The following is a 23527-nucleotide window of genomic DNA, read 5'->3' as shown; positions in this document are numbered from 1 at the left end:
AACCATCTTACACTCTTGAACCGCCGCTTAATAAATAGAGAATGGCCATGCGAACCGCTACACCATTGGTAACTTGACTCAATATTATAGAACGATCGCTGTCAGCCACCTCACTCTCCATCTCCACACCGCGATTCACCGGTCCGGGATGCATCACCGTAAAGTCGGGATATTTTTCAAGATGCTTCATTGTAATCCCAAAGAGGTGATGATACTCGCGGATACTCGGGAAAAGTTCAGTACCGTCTTCCTGACGCTCCAGCTGAATACGAAGAGCCATTGCAATATCGCACCAACCCAGAACCTCGTTGATATTGTGGGATACCTCGGCTCCCAGCTCGTTAACATAAGCCGGCATCATAGTCTTGGGACCGCAAACCGTAACGTTTGCCCCCAGTCTCAATAACCCAATTACATTGGAACGTACTACGCGGCTGTGTGCAATATCACCGATGATAGCAATATTCTTATCCGTTAAATCGGAATAAACCTGCTGCATAGTAAACATATCCAACAATGCCTGGGTAGGGTGCTCATGCGCGCCGTCACCAGCATTGATGATGGCCGCATCCACACAGCGTGTTAAGAAGTGTGGTACACCGGGACTCTCATGGCGGGAAACCACCATATCAATTTTCATAGAGCTGATATTGCGAATGGTGTCTTTCAGAGATTCACCTTTTTTAACGCTCGATGAATTCTTCGAAAAGTTTACGACATCTGCCCCCATCCTTTTTTGGGCCAGCTCAAAAGACAGCTTGGTACGTGTACTTTCTTCATAAAAAAGATTTACAATTGTCTTATCCCGCAGGGTAGGAACTTTGGGGACTGGACGATCCAAAATTTCCCTGAAATACTGGGCCTGCTCCAGTACATACAAGATATCTTCTTTAGAATAATCAGCCAACCCCAGTAAATGCTTATGCGTAAATTCGTGATCGCTACCCTGCAGTTTGATATCTTCAGTCATCTATTCTGTCTCCTCATCTGGATTTTCTACTACATAAACAGCGTCTTCGTCATCTAATGCCTCAACTTTTACACGCACCTCTTCCTGAACATGGGTCGGCAGTTTTGTACCAACATAATCGGCACAGATAGGTAACTCGCGATGTCCCCGGTCTACCATACAACAAAACTTGATACTACGCGGTCGGCCGTAATCCATCAGCGCATCCATGGCAGAACGAACTGTCCTACCCGTGTAAAGTACATCATCAACCAGCACTACATCACGATCGTATAAATCGAATGGAATTTCTGTCACTTTAACCTGGGGCATCTTTAGCTTTGTACGAAAATCATCCCGATAGAAAGTAACATCGAGTACTCCAAAATCGATATCGTATTCAAACTTTTCTTCGATATACTGCAAAATTCGTTTTCCCATGTGCACACCGCGGGTTTGCATACCGATAATAGCCAACTGATTGGGATCATCATGCGGCTCTAAAAACTGATGGGCAAATCGCAGGTAGGTGCGATTTAGGTCTTCGGCCGACATTATTTTTATTCTATTCAAATGTGGATCCTTATTTGATCTTTTCAACTAAACAGAATGTAGTCAATGCTAATTACGAACTCAATACCACACAAGAAGATAGTTTGTTATTAACAGCCGGACAAATTCACCTTCAATTTGATGAGTCTGCCAACGAGAATAGCCGGGCAAAAAAAGCGCTTCCAACAAAAAAGCCCGACCACTTATAGGCAGCCGGGCTTACAGAGAAACTAAAATTCTCTAATCTATTCGGTTTCTTCCAGGGTGATAGTCCCCAAATCGGTTGTCTCATCCTCTTCAACCATCACATCATTGATTGTAGTATCTGCATATTGCTCATTGGTGGGCTCTAAACTCACATTATATTGGCCATCTTCCAATCCCTGCAACAGAAAACCGCCATCTTCATCAGCCTGGGTTGTTGCTGCAGTATCATCATCCATAATTGCAAACACATTGGGGAAGGCTTCTGCAGGTTCCACATTTCCTGAAATGGACCCTACCTCAACTTCTTCACCATCTTCCATAAAAGCTTTTAAAACAGGCTTTAGGATATACTTTCCGCTATTGCCTGCCTTATGTACCGAGCGTCCTGCATCAAAATCAACGGTAACCTCAATTTCTTCACCCGCTTCCAGATCCGTCTGAAATTTAACTTTATAGCCTGATTGCTGTCCACTCGGTACTTTAAGATCCGTAATCGTACTGTCCACCATTACTGAGTTATCAGAACCAAGAATCAGCCTCAGCTCTTTATAGTGACCCGGTTCCAAATCGGCCTCAGTCAATAACGTATCAACGCCATTTGTGAGTTCTAATAAATTCACATTCATTGGCTCAAAGGGCAGGTCTATCCATTTCCCATCATGATCACTTTCAGCAGTATCACTCTCGGCCGAGTCACTTTCTGCAGGCGTATAATGAATTCGCAATCCCTGCACGTCGATATTAACCTGCTGATAATCTCCCGGCGCATCGGTAAGATTTACTTTCATATGCGCTTTCCCATCAGCGGTATTGTTCGGATCAACATTCGAACTAAAATCACTGCATGAAACAGCTAAAACACCTGCAATAATAAAGGATATCCCAATGGTAAATAGGCGGTATACTCTGAACTTCTTTTTTAATAATTCCATAATAACTCCACGCTTAACATTTAGATGATATTTTATTTCCTTGCCTTAATTCATATGCAAACCTAACACATTTGTTCCGCCTTTTACTTACTATAATATCTCAAATAAGAATTGCGAGCAGTTTTTTAAAAAAATTTTACGACTCAGGCTTTAGTAAAATGAATAAAGCGTTTTTTCTTGATCGTGATGGCACGTTAAATGTGGATTACAACTATGTGCACAAACCCGAAGAGTGGACTTGGTGTGACGGAGCTCTTAGAGCTCTGCATTGGATGAAAGAACATCGTTACAAAATTATTGTGGTTACCAATCAGTCAGGAATTGCTCGCGGTCGCTATTCCGAACAAGATGTGCACCATCTGCACCGCTGGGTTGATAGTAAACTGGCAAAACAGAATTTATCTATTGATGAATGGTATTTTGCCCCACATCACCCGGAACATGATCCCAATAACAACTATGCTCCCAAAGATCGCAAACCGGGCACGGGCATGTTCGAAAAAGCTGCTGCCAAACATGACATCGATTTCAACGAATCTTATATGGCAGGAGATAAGATCACCGACCTGAAACCAGCTATCAAACTAAATATCACGCCTTTCTTTATCCGTTCACGCCACGAACCTGACCAGGATAAACAGTGGTTGAGAGATCATAACATTTCGATTTTCAAAAACATTGGAAAAGCTATTGATAGCTTAAATAGATAATTCTTATACACATAACTTTTTATGTTTTAAACAACATTTTTTAGTAATGTTATTAAAACCATTACTAAAAAAGAGGAGCGAACCATGAAACGCTTTCTCATAGTTATTAGCATACTATCAATTATCAATGGGCACAGCCTGGCGCAGCTGTCAACACCGGAGTCTGCAGGAAATATCCATCCCTATTGGTCACCCACCGGAAACGAAATTGCTTTCGCTTCGCCTGTTAACGGCAATTTTGATGTTTATGTTATTGATTTAAGTAGCGGTGAAATTCAAAATATGAGCCGTCATCCCGCCAATGATTATTATCCTTCATGGGCTCCGAATGGGAAACGCTTGGCTTATTTTTCTGAGCGCGAGCGACAGCATTATTATGATCTTAAGTATAAAGGTGAGAACCACAAAGAGAAGGACTTTCCTATAAATTCGGCTCGTGATGTTGATATGCCCTCATGGTCGCCCGACAGCCGAAATGTGGTGTATCACTCGAGTGAAGATGGTGACATGGAAATATATCTGCGCGACTACAGGGGTAATCACATCCGCAAACTTACCGATAATTCAGACACCGATGTATACCCATTCTTTTCTTCGGATGGTCGACATATTCTTTTTCTTTCCGATAGGGATGGCAATCTTGAAATCTATAAAATGCGTCCCGATGGACGCAATCAAACCCGACTAACGTATTCTCCACACTCATACGAGGTAGACCCTATTTGGTCACCCAATGACAGTGATATTGCATTTGCATCAAATCGTAACGAAAATTTCGACATTTATGTAATGGATGCCGACGGATCTAATATCAAACAGCTTACCACCGATCATCATTTTGATTTGGGCCCACAATGGTCACCGGACGGCGAATACCTGGTCTTTTCTTCGAACCGCTTTGGCAGTTTTGATATTTATACTATTAAAGCTGACGGTTCCGAATTGAGACGCTTAACGGGACATCCCGGAAAAGATCACTACGCCTCGTGGTCTCCGGACGGCGATGAAATAGTTTTTAGTTCTGATCGCAGCGGAAAGTCGGAGATTTATATTATGGAGAAGGATGGAAGCAACCTGCGAAAGCTTAAAATCAACATGTACCGATAATTAGATATTAACCGCAGTGAACGTTTCCAGGCCGGCTTTAATTTAGTTTTTAGATGCTAAAGTAGCCTGTTTACAGTTATAAAAGGATATCTGTCTCAAACAAAGGTCTTCGATTATGAAACGAGCAATATTTATATCCATATCCAGCTTATTAATAATAATATCCACTTTTATAGTTGGTTGTGAAGATGCAAATCCTGTCAATTCTACAACCACTACTGAATTAGTTCCAGGACAGCTGGATGTACGTTTTACTGGGAATGTAACAGTCCCTGAAGCTAATACTTTCTTGATGGATTTATCGCTGCAGCCAATTGATCTATCAAGCTTGGAAAGCAGCGTAGAATCAAATTGGACAGTTGTGGGAGTTCCGGAAGGACAAGAGAAAATATGGACTAAAAAATTACCCCATTATCCTCTTATCCTTTCCGCAAAACAAAAAACCAGAACCACCCTGATAGAATAATATTTATTTCATCCCTGTTTTATTAGTCTCAAGCTTATAAACCACATTAGGTGCCGTTAGAAAAAGAGAACTAAAGTTACTTCCTCCCCAAGCTACATTTGTTATGCGCTTTGGCGTTTCAATTTGCTCCAGCAATTTCCCTTCCGGAGAAAAAATCCACAACCCTCCGGGCCCCGTAGAATATAGATTACCTTCAGTGTCGACTTTCATGCCATCCGCCGCACCCTCAGCATCCGATTCCATTTCGGCAAATATACTTCCATTTGCTAATGATCCGTCTTCATGTACTTCAAATACGCGGATATGATTATGACGAGAATCATTTACGTAGATGCGAGACTCATCCGGGGAAAAGACAATGCCGTTGGGCAGATCAAAATTATCAACAAGTAGTTGCAGGCCATCCTCTTCGGAATAACGGTACACGCCATTAAAATCCAGCTCCTTGTCTTCATCCGAAACACCAAAAGGGGGATCCGTAAAGTAGATGGAACCATCCGATTTTATCGCAAGGTCATTAGGACTATTAAGCCGTTTACCATTATAACTGTCAGCTACTACTTTAAGCTCTTTATTCTTCGATAATCGTGAGACAAGACCATCATGCTGAGCCAAAAGAAGGTTCCCTTCCTGATCAAAAGCAAGACCATTAGAATGACCGCTGGGTTTTAGGTATATCTCAGATCCTTCACCGGGCATCCATTTATAAACAGTATTAGCCGGGATATCGCTAAACAACAGATAACCCGATTCGTGCCAAAGCGGTCCTTCGGTAAATTCATATCCCTCTGTAATCACTTCGGGTTCAGCATCTTCATCAACAACCTGCTGTCCAAATGCTATCATAGCCGGCAAAACGATCAACATAAGTGATGAAAGAAAGACTTTAACTATTTTTTTCATAATAACCTTGGTTTGTTTTACTGCACTGAAATTTACTTCACTTTTTCCTTCCCCAACCTAACAAAAAACCTTTAGGCTTGAGAGCTTGGAACTTACTAAAGAAAACATCACCCTAAAAATGAGCAACGACGGAAAAGTAATCTGTCCTCAATAAAAATATTTAACCCCAAAGCCCTAAAATTCTTGCCATTCATTTGTTATATTAATCGCTCAATTTTGATACGGTATTTCGGGATGTTCACAACATCCTATTTTGACGAGCTAAACTGAGGTAATTACTAACTATACGATTGTTGTTATGAAAATTCATGAGTATCAAGCAAAAGAACTTTTAGAAGATTACAATGTTGCCGTTCCGGCCGGTGTAGCAACCACTTCGGTTGACGAAGCCGTTAAGGCAGCTAAAGAGATGAAAGAAAATGGATCATCTCTTTTTGTTGTCAAGGCCCAAATTCATGCCGGTGGACGTGGTAAAGGAAAAACCAAAAACAGCGGTGCTAGTGGCGTAATCCTCTGCAAAACGCTTGATGAGGTGCGCAATGCGGCCGAATCACTGCTTGGCGATGTATTAGTAACCAAGCAAACCGGCGAAGAGGGACAGAAAGTTCAGCGCATCTATGTTACCGATGGCGTTGAAATTGAACAGGAATTTTATCTCGGTATACTGCTCGATCGTGCAAAGAGCAAAAACGTTATTATGGTTTCTACCGAAGGCGGCATGGATATTGAAACCGTTGCCGAAGAAACCCCTGAAAAGATTGTCAAAGAGTGGGTTGAGCCTGGCATGGACCTTCAGCACAATCAAGCCCGACACTTAGCTTTTGCACTCGGCCTTGAAGGCGACGCCTTCAAAAAGGCCGTGAAGTTCATCATGGCGCTGTACAACTGTTATCTGGAAACGGACGCCAATATGGTTGAGATCAACCCGCTGGTTCTTACTCCAAGTGGCGATGTAATGGCCCTTGATGCCAAGATGACGTTCGACGACAATGCGCTCTTCCGTCATCCTGATATTGAAGAACTTCGCGATAAATCAGAAGAGAATCCTGTTGAGCTCGAAGCCTCCGAATATGGACTCAGCTACATTAAACTCGATGGGAATGTCGGCTGCATGGTAAATGGCGCAGGACTGGCTATGGCTACCATGGATATCATTAAGCTTTCCGGCGGTGAACCGGCCAACTTTCTGGATGTGGGCGGTAGTGCCAATGTCGAAACTGTCAAAAATGGCTTCCGCATTATTTTGGAAGATGAAAACGTTAAAGCAATTCTTATCAATATCTTCGGTGGAATTGTCCGTTGCGATCGCGTAGCCAACGGTGTTATTGAAGCCGTTAAAGATCCCGAAATTGCTGAGAAAGTGGAAAACGTACCCATTATTGTCCGTCTGCAGGGTACCAATGCCGAAGAAGCAAAAGAGATCATCGACAACTCAGACTTGAATGTGATCTCTGCCGTTCTTCTAAAAGAAGCAGCCGAAGAGGTTTCTAAAGTACTGGCACCAGCTTCGTAAATTAGGTTATATATTTAGACTTGAACCCTGTCAGAGTTCCAAACTCTGACAGGGTTTTTTAATTGGAGGAACAGTATAAACAGCATATCGGTTTTGTGCACATGCACAGCGAATACAATGAATACGGATTGTTATCATGAAAAAAACACTTCAAATTACTAACATCATAGCTTTCGTTGTTGCCATTATTTTCAATTATGTGGCAGGCGCCGGGCTCATCAACGGTCAGACAATTGGTGACATTTCAGCCCGATATGCAAACCTTTTTACTCCGGCGGGCTATGCATTTTCAATATGGGGATTAATCTACCTGATGCTTGCGGGCTTTGTTATCTATCAGGCTCAGGGACTTTTCAAGGAGACCAAAAATGATGATTTTATCCTTCAAATAGGCTGGTGGTTTGTGATTAGCTGCTTTGCCAATAGCTTATGGCTTATCACCTGGATATATGATTACATCGGCCTATCCGTTTTAATGATATCCGTTCTACTGTTTTCGCTGATTAAGATCATCATCAACACCAACATGGAGCGCTGGGATGCCCCTTTTCCAATCATCCTTCTGCTTTGGTGGCCGTTTTGCTTTTACTCCGGGTGGATTACCGTAGCCGTCATTGCGAATATCTCGGCTTATCTCACAAAAGCAGGGTGGCAAGGCTGGGGCATAAGTGATCCAGTATGGGCCATCATCATGATTATCACAGCAGGGTTGATTAACTTATTTATGATTATAACACGCAATATGCGCGAATTTGCTTTAGTAGGTATTTGGGGATTGACTGCTGTGGCCGTTGCCAACTGGGGTGATCATCAACCAATTGTTGTTACTGCTGCTAGTGTATCGGCGATATTATTTGCAGCTATTGCTATTCACGGTTATCAAAACCGCGCAACGGCTCCCCACATCAAACTTAAGCAGATGATGAATGACTACTAGCTGTTTTAAGCAGCTACTCTTTTACTTTTTAGTTTTCGTTGCTCCCAGGTAAATAGCGGCCAATACTACGGCAGCACCAATATATTCTAGCACTGTTGTCGGACGGTCGAAGAACAGTATATCCCATCCAAATGCCAGTGCCGGCTGAAGCAGTAATGCCAGCCCTGCCACCGACGCATTTACCTGTGGCAGTCCTTTGGATATAAAAACCCATCCGAGAACCTGTCCAACAATTCCAAGTCCGATTAAAGCCCACCAGGTTTGCAAGTCCGGAATAGAAAAATGAGCACTGGGTTCGATTACAACTGTGATTCCCAAAATAGCGGCTGACATCAGGCTAATCCACATCATATTGGGAATTAATGAAAAGCGGAGCTCATAACCTGCCGACTGCGATTTACGTAGTGTAAGTATATAAAGTGCATAGGCAAGTGCCGTGAGTAATCCGTAAAGCACTCCCATCTCAACGGCACCTCCGCGTTCTCCCCACCCTGTTCTGACAATCATAAACAGCCCAACAACTGCAAAAGGAATGGCTACCAGCAATCGCCACCCAAGCTTTTCTTTTAGAAAAAACACGGCCAGTATAGCAACAAAAAAGACCTGCATATTTCCAAGGATGGTAGCCAGCCCCGGGCCTACAAAATTAATGCTCCGGTGCCAGAAAAAAAGATCCATGCTAAACAAAAAGGCACAAACAAACGGAATAGCCAGACTCTTAATCCCAAACCATAACCGATCACGTTTGATCATTGTGATTCCCAACAGGATAAGTCCGCCAAAAAGCATTCGGTAAAAAGCAGAAACGGTAGGCCCAACATTCGCCAGCTCCACCAACACTGATGTAAAGCTTACCATTGCCGCACCGAAAATGATGTATCCAATGGCACGTAACGAAACCCGCGAATCAGTCATAGGAAATATCTGTTAGGCAGAAGTGAAGGAAGAATATATAAAAAAAAGGTTATCTAACTTTATCTGACGGTGACATCTGTTGCCTGCATTCCTTGTAATACTGTTCGTACTGGCTGATAATTTTACTCATTTCAAATGTTTCAGCCTGTTTTCGGGCATTTTGTGCAAGCTCTTTGTGTAAACTTTCATCCGACAATATCTCAACGGCATAGTCGCCCATACAATCGATATCGTCTAAATCACAAAGGTAGCCGGTTTCGCCATGGATATTCACTTCGGGCAATCCACCTATGTTTGAACTGATCACCGGGACGCTACAGCTCATAGCTTCAAGGGCGGCCAAACCAAAGGTTTCAGAACCGGATGGAATCAGAAAAAGGTCGGCAATGGATAAAATATCTTCTACCTGATCTTGCTTCCCCAAAAAGCGGACCTGATCACATATTTTTAGCTCACGGCATCGCTGCTCGGCTCGTTGCCGATCAGGACCATCGCCAACCAACAACAGCTTCGCTTTGATATCATTTTCCAGGATACGCGCAAACACGCTTATCACTTCCGGAACCCGCTTTACTTCTCGGAAATTCGAAACATGCACCACCACCTTTTCATCATTTGGGCAAATTGCCTTTTTAAAATGGTTTTGGTCCGACTTCTGAAAACGGTCCAAATCAATAAAATTAGGAATAACTTTAATATCCTTTTTGATATCGAAACGCTCATACGTTTCCTCACGAAGATATTCCGATACCGCCGTAACGCCATCACTCTGGTTGATTGAAAAGTCGACCACATTTTTATAGCTCGGATCACTCCCCACAATAGTAATATCGGTACCGTGAAGCGTTGTAACAAGCGGAACGTGTTTTGCCTTTTCTCCCAAAATCTGCTTGGCCAAATATGCGCTGGTAGCATGCGGAATAGCGTAATGCACATGCAGAACATCAATTTTTTCGTATTCGATAAGGCTTGCCATCTGGTTGGCCAAAGCCAGATCGTACGGGGGATATTCAAAGAGCGGATAGGTATTCATATTGACTTCGTGATACGAAATGTTCGTCCGAAACGTATCTAAACGGGCCGGACGCGCATAGCTCAAGATATGAACATCATGATCTCGCTCGGCTAATCCCTTCGCTAATTCTGTGGCGACTACACCACTCCCCCCAAATGTTGGGTAACAAACAATTCCAATATTCATCTAATAAATTCTTAAAAAGTTAATCCGGGAATACTTAATTACATCTAACATCTTACCTCTAACAAAATAACAGAGCATCTCATTTCCTACAATCCCATATTAGGTGCAAAGTCAGTTATCTATTATATTAAGGGCTTAGGATTTTTTGGAGATCCACTGCACTTAAACACACTTTTTGTTCAAAAAATAGATATAAACTTATGGCTGGTCATTCCAAATGGTCTAATATAAAGCATAAAAAAAAGAAAGAAGACAAAAAGCGGAATAAGATTTTCAACAAGCATCTGCGTGAAATTTCTGTTGCTGCACGCGAGGGGGGTGGCGATCCGGAAATGAATCCCAGGCTTGATACAGCCATTAATAACGCCAAAAGCGATAATGTTCCCAAGGATAACATCGAGCGGGCCATCAAAAAAGGCACGGGAGAACTTGATGAGGGCGACGGCAAATATGAAGAAGCGACCTATGAGGGCTACGGTCCCGGTGGTATCGCCTATTTCATTGAAGTAACGACCAACAACTACAATCGCACCGTGGGAGAGATTCGCCATATCTTTTCATCTCACGGGGGCAATTTGGGTACGGACGGTTCAGTCGGTTATCTGTTTGAACAAAAAGGGATGATCCGCATAAAAAAGGAAGACCAAGATCACGAAATAGACGAAGAAGAATTTATGCTGCAAGCCATTGATGCCGGGGCAGAAGATATTGATACCGATGGCGAGGTATTGAATGTAACCACCGGTCGCGAATCGATGTACGAAGTTAATGACCAGCTTGAGGAGATGGGCTACGATATTGATTCTGCCGAGCTGATTCGCATCCCCATGACCGAAGTTAAAGTAGAATCAGATGTGGCAGAATCAAACTTTAAGCTGATTGAAAAGTTTGAAGATAATGATGATGTATCCAATGTGTTTACCAATATGAAAATGGATGACGAAACGCTGGCTATAGCAGAGCAAATGGACTGATTTTTGCAATTTTTCGTTCTTCTTTCTCGTTAATGTGATGAATTCTAAATAAGGACAACACAATGCGATACATTTGGGCTATCTTGATAAGTCTTTTACTGCTGGGAGCTTCCATAGAAGATGCCCGCAAGGCCAATGAAGCCTATGATAAAGGCAACTACGAACAAGCCGTCACGCTGTATAAAAAAGCGATTGATGCCGAGCCCGAAAACGCGAAACTCTATTTCAACTTGGCCTCGGCCCTGGCTCAATCGGGACAAACCGAAGAAGCAATCCGCACCTTTGAGCAATATAAATCGATGACCAACAGTGCTGTAGAAAAAGCAAAAGCCAATTATAATATTGGCAAGGTGTTATCCGATAATCAAAAATGGGATAAAGCTGTTGACTATTTTAAAAGATCGCTTCGTTACATGGCAGGAGATGAAGATGCAAAACATAATTTTGAGCTTGCCAAGAAAAAGCAGCAGGAGCAGCAACAGAATCAGCAGAATAAAAACCAACAGAACCAACAAAACAAACAACAGCAAAAGAATAACAAGCAAAACCAAGATCAGCAACAAGACCAACAGCAGGATCAACAAAACAAGCAAGACCAGCAGAAAAATCAACAGAATCAGCAGAACCAACAACAGCCCCAAAAGATGAGCAAGGCCCAGGCACAAAAGATATTAAAAGCCTTGGAACAGAAAGAGAAGGAACTGCTTAAACAATTCAAGAAACAGGAAACGAAGTCCAGTAACAGTTCCAATGAGAAAGATTGGTAAAGCATTTTTTACAGTCGGTATTTTTCTGGTTTTCTTACTGCTTGGAAATCCATACAGTTGGGCACAATCGAATGTTTCCGTCGAAGCCAGCTTATCACAGACTACGGTTTATACAGGTGAACGTGTCAGTCTTTCAATTTCGATAAGTGGCAACTTTAACAATGTGTCCCGACCTGAACTGCCTCAGTTTGAAAATTTTCGTTTACTGAGTGACAATCCCTCCACCTCTCGAAGCTATCGTTATGTAAACGGCCAAAGCACGGTCTCATACACCTACAGCTATTATCTCATTGCCCAAAAACAGGGGAAGTATCAATTGCCGAGTGTCAGTGTTTCGATTGATGGAGAAACCTACACCACTGATACCATTTCGGTTAATGTGATTGATCAGAGCGAATCAGCCACGTCAGACGATTCTTCGGGTCAACCCGATATTTTTCTAAAACTCGAAGTTTCCGATAAACAACCGGTCACAGGACAACAAGTTATTACCGATGTTATTCTATACTTCAGGGATGGATTGGAAGTAAACTCTTACCAACCCGTACCCGGATGGAAAGCCGAGGGATTTTGGAAAGAAGAGTTGGAAAATTCCGGTCGACCCCGTGCTGAATCCACCGTTTTAAATGGCATTCGATATCGCAAAGCACGACTGCTCCAATTTTCGCTATTCCCTACAAAATCAGGGGAACTGGAAATTAGTCCTTATAAAATTGTTGTAGCCGTCCGCTCAGCCCGATCCGGCAACGACCCGTTTAGCAGCTTCTTTAGCGGTTTTGGCAGTAACCAGCGAGAGGTAGAACTATCCAGCGATCCAATTACTGTTAATGTACAACCTCTTTCTCCTACCGATGATGCCACCTATATTGGTGCAGTCGGCAATTTTGATATTTCCCGAAGCATCAGCACCAGCAATGCTCTTGTTGGAGAATCTATCGAAATTGAAACGCATATAAGAGGTTCCGGTAACATCCCTCTTATTTCAAAACCCAATTATGAGCTGCCCGAGGGACTTGAAATTTACGAACCGCAGGAAAAAACTCGACTTAATCGAAAAAACGGTACTATTAGCGGAAGCAAGTCATTTACTGATGTTATTATTGCCCGTTCACCTGGTAATTATACCATTCCTGCGAAAAAAGTTTCGTACTATAATGCCTCACGCGACCAATATGTCACCACCACGCTCGAAGCATTTACCTTTTCTATTGATGAGAATCCGGAAGCTATTGCTTCCTCTGAAAACTCCGGTCAGTTTCCTGTTTCTCCAATCACAGGTCTTGCAAGCTGGATCGTAATATCACCCGAGCCAGCCAACCTTCTGGGTTTATGGTGGTTTTGGGCAGGACTTATACTCCCATTGACATTTTTCGGGGTAGCATACTGGCGTAAGTCCTATGCCGAGAAAATGCAAACAGATACTGCTTTTGCCCGATCAGTCAAAGCATCAGACAAAGCACAGCAGCGCCTGAAAAATGCTATTGAAGTTTCCGAACAGGGAGATATAAAGCAGGCCTATAATCTATTACAAAAAGCGATAACTGGTTTTATCAGCGATCGACTAAATATGCCGGAAGCAGGGTTGTCTAACCAAGACTATATAGAAGCACTAAAAGAACATAACATCGAAGAAAACCTGGTTAAGAACGTACACATGCTGCTGGAAAAATGCGCTACGATCAGTTACGCTCCAGACACCACACATGCTTATCTTAAATCACATGTTGGTTTGGCAGAAAGTACGCTCGAAAAACTACAAAAAGTATTATAACCGTGATTAGCAATCGATTCCCAAAAATATTTCTCTTTCTTTTTCTTTTCGGTGGATTTACTACCCTCAGCTTTGCTCAGCAAAATGCCCAGGCTCTTTTTGATGATGCCAATGAAATGCTCCAAGAAGGTAACTATGAACAAGCCCTATCGTTATATCAAAAGCTTGAGGATCAAAACACTGTCTCCGGTGGCCTATTCTTAAACATGGGAATCAGCTATCAACGCATAGACTCGCTGGGAGTGGCAAAGTATTACTTTTTAAAAGCTTCACAATTTGAGGAAACCGAACAGCAAGCTCAAAAAGCACTGCAGTTTATAGAATCACGGTTTAGCCGGCAATCAGCCGTGCTGCCCAAGCTACCCTGGGATATCGCTACCGACTGGCTGCAGGAACATATCGGAGCTCAGAACCTTTTACTGATAGGAATCATCACTTTAAATGTTGGAGTGTTTATCTTTATTGCAAAATGGTTTTTGCAGGCCTATCCTAACATATTACGCATCGTGGGACTCTCCCTCATAGGGACAGCAATACTCATTATCGCCTCCAGCTTCTACACGCAATATATTAGTGAACGATACAGTAAAGCGGTGATGGTAACTGAAAAGGTACCCGTTTTGGAAGAACCCTCCGAAGAAGCCTCCATTATCAGTCGCGCTTACGAAGGCTATACCTTTACTGTTGACCATCGACGAAGCAAGTCGGAGCAAAAATGGGCATACGTTCGCATGAGCAATGGCCTGTACGGATGGATTCCCAACAGCGATATACTTATACTCTGACTAATGTAATTTTTGCGTATATCGTAGTGCGTTTCATGTACTCAAAACGGAGTACGAAATACGCAACACCTAAATCTTCTAACAAGGACAAATCACAATTATTTTATTATGTCTGAAGTAGCCGATTATATTGACATTAACAAAGAACAGTTCAAGCACGAACTATTCGATTTTTTACGCATTCCCAGCATCAGCACCGATTCGGAATATAAAAATGAGGTCATCGATGCCGCTAACTTTTTGCTTGATAAACTTAACAGCCTCGACCTCGACCGTGCAGAGGTTTTTGAAACTAACGGCAATCCCATAGTGTATGGCGAGCTGATCACGGATGAATCCAAACCTACGGTGTTAGTTTATGGTCATTACGATGTTCAACCGCCTGATCCCATGGATATGTGGGAAACCCCTCCCTTTGATCCAAAAGTTCGGGACGGTGATATTTATGCCCGGGGTGCCAGCGACGATAAAGGACAATCGTTTACGCACGTAAAAGCGCTGGAAGCCTACCAAAAAACAGACACTGATTTTCCCGTCAATATCAAGTTCATTTTTGAAGGGGAGGAAGAAATCGGTTCTCCCAACCTGGTACCATTTATTGAGGAGCACAAAGATCTGCTTGAATGCGATATGGTACTTATTTCAGATACGGCCATGTTTGCAGAAGATACGCCTTCGATCACTTATGGGCTACGCGGATTGGCTTATATGGAGATAAACGTTCAGGGGCCCAACAGGGATCTGCACTCCGGCGTTTATGGCGGTGCTGTCGATAACCCGGCTAATGTACTTTGCGAAATTATTTCACAGCTAAAAGATGATGACGGCGTTATCCAGATTGACGAATTCTATGATGATGTGATTGAACTCACTGAAGAAGATCGGGAGACCTATGCTAAATTGCCTTTCGACGAAGAAGAATACAAAGACAAGCTTGGGCTCAAAGCGTTGAAGGGAGAAAAAGGTTATAATACGCTGGAGCGCACTTCTGCCCGCCCCACCCTGGATGTAAATGGTATGTGGAGTGGCTATCAGGGCGAAGGTGCCAAAACGGTACTACCGGCCAAAGCGGGTGCTAAAGTAAGCATGCGGCTGGTTCCCGACCAGGATCCCAAAAAAATTGCGAAACTCTTTAAAGAGCACGTCAAGTCACTAGCTCCGGATACTGTTACTGTTGAGGTAAACGAGCATCACGGAGGACATCCGGCCATCACGGATTTATCATTTTATGGACTGCAGGCAGCGGCCGATGCCTTTAAAGCAGTGTATGACAAAGAACCATTTTTCACTCGCGAAGGCGGATCTATTCCCATTGTTGCAGACTTCCAGAAAATACTGGGAGCGCAATCTATACTGATGGGTTTTGGCCTTAACAGTGACGCCATCCATTCGCCCAACGAAAAATTTGCTCTCAAGGATTTCTACCGGGGCATACACACTTCGGCTAAGTTTTTTAAACTGCTTCCCGATTACAGCTAATGTTAAATGGTTTTAGCTAATTTCTGGCCACGGACTCTTATTTGTTCGTGGCCTTTTTTTTAATTGAGCTCATTATTAATCCGTCCGATATCGCTCAAACCAAGCAATAATATTTTTGACCTTATCGATAAGCTGGCTGGGACGATCAGAAATAAAGTGTGAAGCACCCGGCATTTTTATATATGCTGTTTCAATCTCGCGTACCTGCAGCGCACTATACAACTGTTTTGCTTCCGAAGGCGGTGTACGCAGATCAGCAGTTCCGACCATCACCATTGTTGGCGTTTCAATGTTGCCGACCAGAGAAATGGGAGAATGCTCCCAGTAGGCTTCGAAATTTTCCCACGGCTGACCCGGATACCGGTAGTGAGCATAGCCGTAATAATTATCGGCCGTAAGTGTTTTACTGATCCAGTTCATCACCGGCTTGATAACCGCTGCAGCGTCAAAACGATCGGTCTTGCCAACCATCCACGAGGTCATCGTTCCGCCGGCACTTCCTCCCGTCACAAAAAGGTTATCCTCATCTATAAATCCTCTATCGAGCACAGCATCGACGCCATCCATCACATCGTGGTAATCATTGCCGGGATAGTTGTGGTACAGCAAGTTGCCAAATTCTTCTCCGTACCCGGTACTGCCCCGCGGATTGGGATAGAACACCACATAACCGGCCGAAGCATACATCTGAATTTCAGGAGAAAACCGATCGCCATAATTCGAAATAGGTCCGCCATGATTTTCAACTACCAATGGGTACTTTTTATCGGGATCAAAGTTTGGCGGCTTAACAATCCAGCCCTGAATCTTGCGTCCGTCTACGGAAGAGGTGTACCAAATTTCTTCGACCTGCCCCAAATTACGATAATCAAGCAGTGCATCATTCAAACCGGTAACTTTCGTTCTTCCATCCTTATTCCTCGATGTCGTTGCCAACTCCGCAGGATAGTAGGGCGTAGTTTCATTATAGGCTATGGTGCCATCTTTAGCCACTGAATACGAGCCACCGCCGTAGGGACGTGCCACAGTAGTTCCGCCCACATTTTCTGCTACGACCGACGTTTTTCCATCAAGGGTGGTATGACCAACTTTAGTATTGCCTTCATCATCATACATAAAATACAGGCCTTGGCCGTCTTCATCCCATTGGATGGATGAAATACTGCGATCTAAATTCAGCTCAACTTCCTGTTTATTACTCCCATCAACACTCATTGTATAAAGTTTAGTAAGCTGATAGGTCTGCACCTTGTCATCGTATCCCAGGTAAGCGATTGTTTCTCCATCGGGCGATACCGCAGCACTGTAATCTGGTCCGTCTCGATCAGTCAGTTGTTCCACGTCGCCACTTTCTACATCAACACTATAAAGCTCTGATTCCCGACGGTCTTGCTCCCAGTCTTCGTTCAGATTTGCCGAAAATAACAACTGATCTCCATCGCTACTCCAAACGGGATCCCCTGAATAATGATAATCACCGCTCGTAATTTGACGCGGCGCTCCGCCCTCGGCTGGCACGGTAAAAATGTGGGTATAACCCGGATCAATATAGCCTGAGCCGTCAGACTCGTAATTCAACCGGGTTGTAACTCGAGGATTATCGGCCCATTCGGCGCCTTCGGGAGGTTGTTTGGAATCCGCCAATTTGGGATTTGGTTCCTTCACTTTCATGTTATAAGCCAAACGTTCTCCGTCGGGCGACCACGCAATTCCACTTGGCGACTGCTCCAGCTGTGTAATGCGCGACATGGCGCCGCTTTCCATCCAGTAAATATAAATTTCACTGCCATCATCTTCCGTTGATGAAGTAAAAGCAATGCGGCTGCCGTCGGGCGACCATCGTGCGTTGCCTTCACTAACATCTCGGTCGGTGAGTTTACGGTGATTAGATCCGTCGGCGTCCATCATCCACAGCCGACCAGTACGACGATCTTTCATCTTATCCATCTGTCCGCGTACGTAAACGATATGTTCGCCATCAGGAGATATTTGCGGATCTTGCACCCATTGTAATTCAAACACATCCATACTGCTAAATGGCTGACTCGACTGAGCCATAGTCATCATGGGCATCAAAAGAATAGCGAATAGGGCAAGTAATAAACGTTTCATAAAAGATCGATTTTATTAATGGGAAAAATCACAGAGTTTCTCTTTTGAGTATATGCTCTTCCTTAAATAAAAATAACCCTCAAGAAAGCAAATCCTGAGGGTTTTAAAAATCGTAAATGATAATAATATATAGCCTACTCGTCCACTACCGTATTATCTACAATACCCTTTTCAAGATCATATTTTGTGGCATACTCTGTTTCGTCCACAATGGTTTTGGGATCATTATTTTCATCCACAATAACCACTTTGGGCTTAAAATCCTGAGCTTCTTCGGGTGTCATCTCGGCATACGAAATAATAATAACCCGATCGCCCACTTGTGTCTTTCGCGCCGCGGCTCCATTTAAACAGCAAACACGCGATCCGGCATCTCCGGGGATAATATAGGTTTCAAGGCGTTCACCATTCATTATATTTACGACCTGAACTTTTTCGTATGGAAGAATGCCGGCTTCATCAAGCAACTCTTGGTCAATCGTGATACTTCCCTCATAATGAAGGTTTGCCTCGGTTACCTTCATTTGATGTAATTTGGATTTGAACATCGTTAACGTCATGATCGTAACTATTTTTCAATAATGATATTATCAATTAAGCGTGTTTCTCCAAGATAAACGGCTCCGGCCAAAATATATTTATTACCGGACTTCCATTTCGAAACCGGTTTCATCTTCTCGAAAGAAAACAAGTTAAGATAATCAATTTCGAACCCTTTTGCTTCCAATTCGTTTTTCTGATGTTCTAACAACAATTTCACATTTTTCGCTCCATCGGAAATCTGCTTCCCTACATATTGGAGTGAACGATATAAGCCAGGAGCCAACTTCCGTTGCTCGTCATCGAGATACTCGTTCCGACTACTAAGTGCCAGACCGTCGTTCGCTCGTTTGATGGGTCCCATTATCAATTCCACATCATGATTAAATTCCGTTACCATCTGCTGCAAGATGCGAAATTGCTGAATGTCCTTTTGTCCAAACACCGCAAAATCGGGCTCAATAATATTGAACAGCTTGTTCACCACAAGCAGGATCCCCTCAAAGAATCCTGGCCGTGATCCGCCATCCATAAAATCATTTAGTTCATCAATTTCGATACTCAAATACTGCTTGCCGGGATACATTATTTCATCCGTAGGCGCAAATACCGTAGAAACCCCTTCTTCTTCACATTTTGCCAGATCATTTTCGAGTTCTCGGGGATATTCCTCAAAATCTTCGTCGGGAGCAAACTGCTCAGGATTCACATAGATAGAAGCAACCACTTCATCAGCATATTTCCGGGCCAGCCGAAAAAGAGATAAGTGTCCCTCATGAATAGCACCCATTGTCGGTACAAATGCAACAGTCTTCCCTTCTTCCTTTAGGATGCGTACCTTCTCACGAATGTCATCAACCGTTCGTTGTGCTTCCATAGTAATCATAAAAAAGAAGGGGCTTATGATAATAAACCCCTTCTTCTGCATTATTATAAATTGGGATGACTAAACCGCACGATCGGGATCAAAATTTTCCAACAGCTCCTTAACACGATTAAGAAATGCCCCGCCGTGAGCACCGTCAACAATGCGGTGATCATAACTCATTGACAGATACATCATTTGGCGAATGGCTATCACATCACCTTCGGAAGTTTCACGGACAACCGGTCGTTTCTCAATAGCGCCAGTTCCCATAATGGCAACTTGCGGCTGATTAATAATGGGGGTTCCCATCAAGTTGCCAACGCTTCCGTAATTCGTAAGCGTAAATGTACCGCCCACAAGATCATCTGGATTCAGATTTTTGTTACGCGCCTTAATAGCCAAATCATTAACCGACTTGGCAAGACCAACCAAATTCTTTTCCTGAGCTTTCTTAATGACAGGGACAATTAAGCCGCCCTTACCACCTTCGCCCAGCGCAACAGCCAGACCAAAGTTTATATCGCGCTTCAGTATAATTTCATCATTTTCGGTATCCACTGAGCTATTAATAAGCGGGAATTCGCGCATAGCCTGTATAATCTTCTCAATAAAGAGCGGCGTGTAAGTCAACTTAACGCCGGCCCGCTCCTTAAATTCCTGCTTATTGGCCTCACGCCAGCGTACAAGATTTGTAACATCAACCTCGGAAAAGGTCGTAACATGAGCCGATGTCTGCTTTGAGCGAACCATGTGCTCGGCAATCATCTTGCGCATGCGATCCATCTTAACACGCTCTACATTTTCGGATGGACGCTCAAGATCAAGCTCTCCGGCAGAAATAGAACGCTGCTCGCCTTGTGCGGGAGCCGGCTCTTTCTTACCGGGCTTGCTTAATCCCGATTTCTGTGCAGCAGGTTGTGCCGGCTGTTTGGGTTGAGCCTTTCGTTCCTCAAGGTAACTCATTACATCTTCCTTGGATACACGTCCGCCCTGCCCAGAACCTTCAATGCTTTCCAGCTCTTCCTGTGAAATTCCTTCTTCTTTTGCTATGGATCGCACCAGCGGAGAATAAAATCGCCCGTCACTGCCAATACGTTGCGGCTCCGTTCCTCCGGAAGGCGCCCCGTTCGTGCTTGTAGTTTGAGCCGGCTGTGGTTCTGTTGTCTGTGTTGATGGAGTTTCCTGTTTCGTCTTCTGAGTATCGGTCTTAGAAGAACTTTTCGTATCGTCTGAGGCTGATGCAACTTTCCCAGTTGCGATAATTGCAATAGTCTGCCCCACTTCAACGGTATCACCCTCTTCAACCAGAATCTCTACCAGCGTACCGGCCTGTGGGGAAGGTACTTCAGTATCCACCTTGTCCGTAGAAATTTCTAAAAGCGTTTCATCTTCTTCCACTTCATCACCAATGGCTTTAGCCCATTCGATGACCGTTCCTTCCATGACCGACTCACCCATTTGAGGCATCTGTACCTCAATGCGTTCCCCTTCATCATCCTCAACGACTTCTTCAGTCTCCGCAGCCGCTGGCGCAGGAGATGCTTCCTGCTCCGGCTCTTCTTGAGTTTCGGGTTCTTCGACCGTTGCTTCTTCCTCAGCAGATCCACCCCCGCCAGAAATGTCGGCCGCATCAGCATCCGTTTCGATAACTGCGATAGGCTGACCCACTTCAATGGTGTCACCTTCTTCGGCTAACTTTTCAATGAGGATCCCGGCTTGGGGAGAGGGCACTTCGGTATCTACCTTATCGGTAGCAATTTCAAGAAGTGTTTCATCTTCTTCTACTTTGTCACCGACTTCTTTGGTCCATTCTATGACGGTGCCTTCCATTACCGATTCGCCCATCTGGGGCATTTCTACTTCAACTCTGGCCATTGGTACTCAGATTAGTTTAAAAAAATTGATCGTAACGTCTTTAATAAAACTTTCGCTGACAGCGTTCAAAATCAGCCCTCAAAGATCACAATAAATGGCATTAGATCAAAATAAATAGGGTAACCATACCCATATTTAAGTAACCACTTAGTTAATAGGTATCAATTACTTCATTAAACTAAAAGAATACTCTCCACAGCAAAAGAAAGCAGGTTATAACAAAGAATACCCCGAAAATAGAGAATAAGTGTTCGGACAACCATTCCGGCAAAAACAGGTCAGCCACCGAGCCCACTTCAGCGCCCTGTTGCTCGGCCAAATCCGTAAGCGGACATCGCCAATTATTAAGCAAAAGAGCCAATAACTCAATAACAGCAATCGCAAACGCCCACCAAGTCAGATTGTTTATTTCATCTAAAGCAGCTGTTAAAAAAACGTAGATCGTACTTATCCCAATCAGAAAAAAAAGAAACGAATGAACCAGTTTTATATAGAAGACGGTTTTGGACATAAGTACCCTGTTGCGTATGGCGTATATTTATTCAAATAATACACCATACGATTCTACGCTCTATGATAACGCTCGTTCCAGATCTTCCAGCAGGTCATCGGCATGTTCCAGACCTACACTTATGCGGATCAGATTTTCGGGCGTAATCGAGCCTTCGCCCTCACTGCTTCGACGGTGCTCCCAGGTGCTTTCTACGCCACCTAAACTGGTAGCTCGGCTAATCAGCTTTGACCGACCCACAATTTTAATGGCCTGCTCGGCATTACCATCAATCAAAAAGGAAATCATCCCGCCAAACCCATTCATCTGCTTTTTTGCAACTTCATGTCCAGCGTGCGTCGCCAAGCCGGGGTAAAAAACCTTTTCTACTTTATGATGATTTTGCAGAAATCGAGCTAATGTCATGGCATTTTCGTTGTGCCCTTTCATCCGATATGGGAGCGTTCGGGTACTACGTGCCAGCATCCAGCAATCATCCGGTGACGGTACTGCACCGCCCACGCGCTGAACGAGTCTGATTTTTTCGAACATCTCATTTTCTTTCCTGGCAATTACTGCGCCTCCCAAAATATCGCTATGTCCGCCGAAATACTTGGTTGTGGAATGGATCACCAGGTCGGCCCCCAGCTTCAACGGAAGCTGATTAATGGGGGTGGGCCAGGTATTATCCACACAAGCTACTGCTCCATTTTCATGCGCCAGCTCACTAATCGCCTCAATATCCATCATGCTGAACAAGGGATTCGAAGGCGTTTCAATCCAGATTAGTTTGGTATCATCATTAATATGGTCGGCTATATTTTGCAGGGCTGTCATATCAATAAAATCTGCCTGCAGGCCCCACGGCTTCATCAGCTTATTGACAAGTTTTCGATTACCCGCATATACATCTTCGGGAATGATAATATGATCGCCGGGATGCAGGGCCCGAAACACAGCCGACGCCGCTGCCACCCCGCTTGAAAAAGCCGCAGCCACTTCGCCTTCCTCCATTACTTTTAGTACCTGTTCCCACTGTACGCGATTGGGATTTTCGAGCCGCGTGTAGTGCCAGTCGCCCTCTGAACGGCCTTCTTGATCAAGTTCATATACGGTCGAGCGATGCACCGGCGGTACGATATCGGGATTGTTGTTGGCCACTTCCATGGCGGCGTGGATGGCTTGGGTTTCTTTTCGCATGGGAAATCTTATTTATTTGCAATTATGAATGGCAAGTAACAAAATTCACTGCAGATTTGCAGGGTAGATATTGGATCCGATTATACCCAAAAATCAATCCTCCTGACCTCCCCGCCTACGCCGAAACTTTTACATTTATAGCAGCTTTCTTATTAAATGGCTCCGCGCAGGCAGGCTTTTCCAAGGAAGAATTCAGTTATTTTACTCTCGAATTAACAAATCCTCATTCCGTACCTCCGGTGCGGAATGCCCTGTACTGCCCCATGGAGGTAGG

The 23527-nt window shown here is 43.8% G+C and carries 23 protein-coding genes; 11 read left to right on the top strand and 12 right to left on the bottom strand.

The features are described from left to right. Positions 1-7: 7 nt before the first annotated feature. Both ACT3IB_RS05675 and pyrR read right to left on the bottom strand, forming a co-directional pair. Complete coding sequence (locus tag ACT3IB_RS05675) at positions 8-970, bottom strand: aspartate carbamoyltransferase catalytic subunit (RefSeq protein WP_491538039.1); 963 nt, start codon at positions 968-970, stop codon at positions 8-10. Continuing rightward, on the bottom strand, positions 971-1522 hold the full coding sequence (pyrR, locus tag ACT3IB_RS05670) for a bifunctional pyr operon transcriptional regulator/uracil phosphoribosyltransferase PyrR (RefSeq protein WP_491538038.1): 552 nt from the start codon (positions 1520-1522) through the stop codon (positions 971-973). Positions 1523-1536: 14 nt separating this feature from the next. On the opposite strand from pyrR, the gene ACT3IB_RS05665 reads away from it, so the two are divergent. After that, positions 1537-1710 (top strand): hypothetical protein, encoded by a 174-nt coding sequence (locus ACT3IB_RS05665; protein WP_491538037.1) that lies wholly within the window; start codon positions 1537-1539, stop codon positions 1708-1710. Between the two features lie 36 nt (positions 1711-1746). Here the strand turns inward: ACT3IB_RS05665 and ACT3IB_RS05660 are convergent, their stop codons facing one another. Continuing rightward, the gene (locus tag ACT3IB_RS05660; protein ID WP_491538036.1) at positions 1747-2640 is read right to left on the bottom strand and encodes a DUF4382 domain-containing protein; all 894 of its coding nucleotides are present in this window, start codon (positions 2638-2640) and stop codon (positions 1747-1749) included. A 158-nt stretch (positions 2641-2798) separates the two neighbouring features. Here ACT3IB_RS05660 and ACT3IB_RS05655 point away from each other — a divergent pair, with 158 nt between their 5' ends. The 3 genes from ACT3IB_RS05655 (at position 2799) to ACT3IB_RS05645 (ending at position 4923) form a co-directional block, all read left to right on the top strand. Further along, complete coding sequence (locus tag ACT3IB_RS05655) at positions 2799-3350, top strand: D-glycero-alpha-D-manno-heptose-1,7-bisphosphate 7-phosphatase (RefSeq protein ID WP_491538035.1); 552 nt, start codon at positions 2799-2801, stop codon at positions 3348-3350. An 84-nt stretch (positions 3351-3434) separates the two neighbouring features. Continuing rightward, positions 3435-4457, top strand: coding sequence for a TolB family protein (locus ACT3IB_RS05650; protein WP_491538034.1), 1023 nt, complete (start codon positions 3435-3437; stop codon positions 4455-4457). Positions 4458-4572: 115 nt separating this feature from the next. Next, a complete protein-coding gene (locus ACT3IB_RS05645; RefSeq protein ID WP_491538033.1) occupies positions 4573-4923 on the top strand; it encodes a hypothetical protein in 351 nt (116 codons plus the stop codon). A gap of 3 nt (positions 4924-4926) precedes the next feature. Here the strand turns inward: ACT3IB_RS05645 and ACT3IB_RS05640 are convergent, their stop codons facing one another. Continuing rightward, a complete protein-coding gene (locus ACT3IB_RS05640; protein WP_491538032.1) occupies positions 4927-5826 on the bottom strand; it encodes an SMP-30/gluconolactonase/LRE family protein in 900 nt (299 codons plus the stop codon). A gap of 298 nt (positions 5827-6124) precedes the next feature. Between ACT3IB_RS05640 and sucC the strand changes: the two genes are divergently transcribed. Continuing rightward, positions 6125-7339, top strand: coding sequence for an ADP-forming succinate--CoA ligase subunit beta (gene sucC, locus ACT3IB_RS05635; protein ID WP_491538031.1), 1215 nt, complete (start codon positions 6125-6127; stop codon positions 7337-7339). 136 nt (positions 7340-7475) lie between these two features. After that, positions 7476-8276, top strand: a complete 801-nt coding sequence (locus ACT3IB_RS05630) for a TspO-related membrane protein (RefSeq protein ID WP_491538030.1) — start codon at positions 7476-7478, stop codon at positions 8274-8276. 21 nt (positions 8277-8297) lie between these two features. On the opposite strand, the gene ACT3IB_RS05625 is transcribed toward ACT3IB_RS05630, so the two are convergent. Continuing rightward, on the bottom strand, positions 8298-9191 hold the full coding sequence (locus ACT3IB_RS05625) for a DMT family transporter (protein WP_491538029.1): 894 nt from the start codon (positions 9189-9191) through the stop codon (positions 8298-8300). A 49-nt stretch (positions 9192-9240) separates the two neighbouring features. Further along, positions 9241-10392, bottom strand: a complete 1152-nt coding sequence (gene bshA, locus ACT3IB_RS05620; RefSeq protein WP_491538028.1) for an N-acetyl-alpha-D-glucosaminyl L-malate synthase BshA — start codon at positions 10390-10392, stop codon at positions 9241-9243. A gap of 200 nt (positions 10393-10592) precedes the next feature. On the opposite strand from bshA, the gene ACT3IB_RS05615 reads away from it, so the two are divergent. From ACT3IB_RS05615 to ACT3IB_RS05595, 5 genes are all read left to right on the top strand, one after another. Next, positions 10593-11366 carry a YebC/PmpR family DNA-binding transcriptional regulator gene (locus tag ACT3IB_RS05615; RefSeq protein WP_491538027.1) on the top strand — a complete coding sequence of 258 codons (774 nt, stop codon included), beginning with the start codon at positions 10593-10595 and terminating at the stop codon, positions 11364-11366. Between the two features lie 62 nt (positions 11367-11428). Beyond that, the gene (locus ACT3IB_RS05610) at positions 11429-12133 is read left to right on the top strand and encodes a tetratricopeptide repeat protein (protein ID WP_491538026.1); all 705 of its coding nucleotides are present in this window, start codon (positions 11429-11431) and stop codon (positions 12131-12133) included. Continuing rightward, positions 12117-13904, top strand: coding sequence for a BatD family protein (locus ACT3IB_RS05605; protein WP_491538025.1), 1788 nt, complete (start codon positions 12117-12119; stop codon positions 13902-13904). Before ACT3IB_RS05610 ends, ACT3IB_RS05605 begins: the two co-directional genes overlap by 17 nt. A gap of 2 nt (positions 13905-13906) precedes the next feature. Then, positions 13907-14689, top strand: coding sequence for a GW dipeptide domain-containing protein (locus ACT3IB_RS05600; RefSeq protein ID WP_491538024.1), 783 nt, complete (start codon positions 13907-13909; stop codon positions 14687-14689). Positions 14690-14797: 108 nt separating this feature from the next. Further along, a complete protein-coding gene (locus tag ACT3IB_RS05595; RefSeq protein WP_491538023.1) occupies positions 14798-16168 on the top strand; it encodes a dipeptidase in 1371 nt (456 codons plus the stop codon). Between the two features lie 75 nt (positions 16169-16243). On the opposite strand, the gene ACT3IB_RS05590 is transcribed toward ACT3IB_RS05595, so the two are convergent. The 6 genes from ACT3IB_RS05590 to ACT3IB_RS05565 form a co-directional block, all read right to left on the bottom strand. Beyond that, entirely contained in the window at positions 16244-18280 is a 2037-nt protein-coding gene (locus tag ACT3IB_RS05590) for a prolyl oligopeptidase family serine peptidase (protein WP_491538022.1), read from the bottom strand. A 134-nt stretch (positions 18281-18414) separates the two neighbouring features. Further along, the gene (gene panD, locus ACT3IB_RS05585; RefSeq protein ID WP_491538021.1) at positions 18415-18840 is read right to left on the bottom strand and encodes an aspartate 1-decarboxylase; all 426 of its coding nucleotides are present in this window, start codon (positions 18838-18840) and stop codon (positions 18415-18417) included. Between the two features lie 8 nt (positions 18841-18848). Continuing rightward, on the bottom strand, positions 18849-19706 hold the full coding sequence (panC, locus tag ACT3IB_RS05580; protein WP_491538020.1) for a pantoate--beta-alanine ligase: 858 nt from the start codon (positions 19704-19706) through the stop codon (positions 18849-18851). Positions 19707-19766: 60 nt separating this feature from the next. Continuing rightward, on the bottom strand, positions 19767-21563 hold the full coding sequence (gene sucB, locus ACT3IB_RS05575; RefSeq protein ID WP_491538019.1) for a 2-oxoglutarate dehydrogenase, E2 component, dihydrolipoamide succinyltransferase: 1797 nt from the start codon (positions 21561-21563) through the stop codon (positions 19767-19769). 178 nt (positions 21564-21741) lie between these two features. After that, positions 21742-22074, bottom strand: coding sequence for a hypothetical protein (locus tag ACT3IB_RS05570; protein WP_491538018.1), 333 nt, complete (start codon positions 22072-22074; stop codon positions 21742-21744). Between the two features lie 60 nt (positions 22075-22134). Continuing rightward, entirely contained in the window at positions 22135-23253 is a 1119-nt protein-coding gene (locus tag ACT3IB_RS05565; RefSeq protein WP_491538017.1) for a trans-sulfuration enzyme family protein, read from the bottom strand. Between the last annotated feature and the right edge of the window lie 274 nt (positions 23254-23527).

The organism is Fodinibius sp. GM21, from assembly GCF_058386955.1.
The sequence above is the reverse complement of the archived record's forward strand: the minus strand, read 5'-3'. Positions and strand labels throughout refer to the sequence as shown.

What these genes read in the sequence shown, in the direction of transcription:
- ACT3IB_RS05640 (WP_491538032.1), bottom strand. Translation starts at nt 5,826, where the DNA reads ATGAAAAAAATAGTTAAAGTCTTTCTTTCATCACTTATGTTGATCGTT.
- ACT3IB_RS05590 (WP_491538022.1), bottom strand. Translation starts at nt 18,280, where the DNA reads ATGAAACGTTTATTACTTGCCCTATTCGCTATTCTTTTGATGCCCATG.
- ACT3IB_RS05650 (WP_491538034.1), top strand. Translation starts at nt 3,435, where the DNA reads ATGAAACGCTTTCTCATAGTTATTAGCATACTATCAATTATCAATGGG.
- ACT3IB_RS05610 (WP_491538026.1), top strand. Translation starts at nt 11,429, where the DNA reads ATGCGATACATTTGGGCTATCTTGATAAGTCTTTTACTGCTGGGAGCT.
- ACT3IB_RS05615 (WP_491538027.1), top strand. Translation starts at nt 10,593, where the DNA reads ATGGCTGGTCATTCCAAATGGTCTAATATAAAGCATAAAAAAAAGAAA.
- panD (WP_491538021.1), bottom strand. Translation starts at nt 18,840, where the DNA reads ATGACGTTAACGATGTTCAAATCCAAATTACATCAAATGAAGGTAACC.
- sucB (WP_491538019.1), bottom strand. Translation starts at nt 21,563, where the DNA reads ATGGCCAGAGTTGAAGTAGAAATGCCCCAGATGGGCGAATCGGTAATG.
- ACT3IB_RS05645 (WP_491538033.1), top strand. Translation starts at nt 4,573, where the DNA reads ATGAAACGAGCAATATTTATATCCATATCCAGCTTATTAATAATAATA.
- ACT3IB_RS05595 (WP_491538023.1), top strand. Translation starts at nt 14,798, where the DNA reads ATGTCTGAAGTAGCCGATTATATTGACATTAACAAAGAACAGTTCAAG.
- ACT3IB_RS05570 (WP_491538018.1), bottom strand. Translation starts at nt 22,074, where the DNA reads ATGTCCAAAACCGTCTTCTATATAAAACTGGTTCATTCGTTTCTTTTT.
- ACT3IB_RS05625 (WP_491538029.1), bottom strand. Translation starts at nt 9,191, where the DNA reads ATGACTGATTCGCGGGTTTCGTTACGTGCCATTGGATACATCATTTTC.
- bshA (WP_491538028.1), bottom strand. Translation starts at nt 10,392, where the DNA reads ATGAATATTGGAATTGTTTGTTACCCAACATTTGGGGGGAGTGGTGTA.
- ACT3IB_RS05630 (WP_491538030.1), top strand. Translation starts at nt 7,476, where the DNA reads ATGAAAAAAACACTTCAAATTACTAACATCATAGCTTTCGTTGTTGCC.
- ACT3IB_RS05660 (WP_491538036.1), bottom strand. Translation starts at nt 2,640, where the DNA reads ATGGAATTATTAAAAAAGAAGTTCAGAGTATACCGCCTATTTACCATT.
- sucC (WP_491538031.1), top strand. Translation starts at nt 6,125, where the DNA reads ATGAAAATTCATGAGTATCAAGCAAAAGAACTTTTAGAAGATTACAAT.
- ACT3IB_RS05605 (WP_491538025.1), top strand. Translation starts at nt 12,117, where the DNA reads ATGAGAAAGATTGGTAAAGCATTTTTTACAGTCGGTATTTTTCTGGTT.
- panC (WP_491538020.1), bottom strand. Translation starts at nt 19,706, where the DNA reads ATGATTACTATGGAAGCACAACGAACGGTTGATGACATTCGTGAGAAG.
- ACT3IB_RS05655 (WP_491538035.1), top strand. Translation starts at nt 2,799, where the DNA reads ATGAATAAAGCGTTTTTTCTTGATCGTGATGGCACGTTAAATGTGGAT.
- ACT3IB_RS05565 (WP_491538017.1), bottom strand. Translation starts at nt 23,253, where the DNA reads ATGCGAAAAGAAACCCAAGCCATCCACGCCGCCATGGAAGTGGCCAAC.
- ACT3IB_RS05675 (WP_491538039.1), bottom strand. Translation starts at nt 970, where the DNA reads ATGACTGAAGATATCAAACTGCAGGGTAGCGATCACGAATTTACGCAT.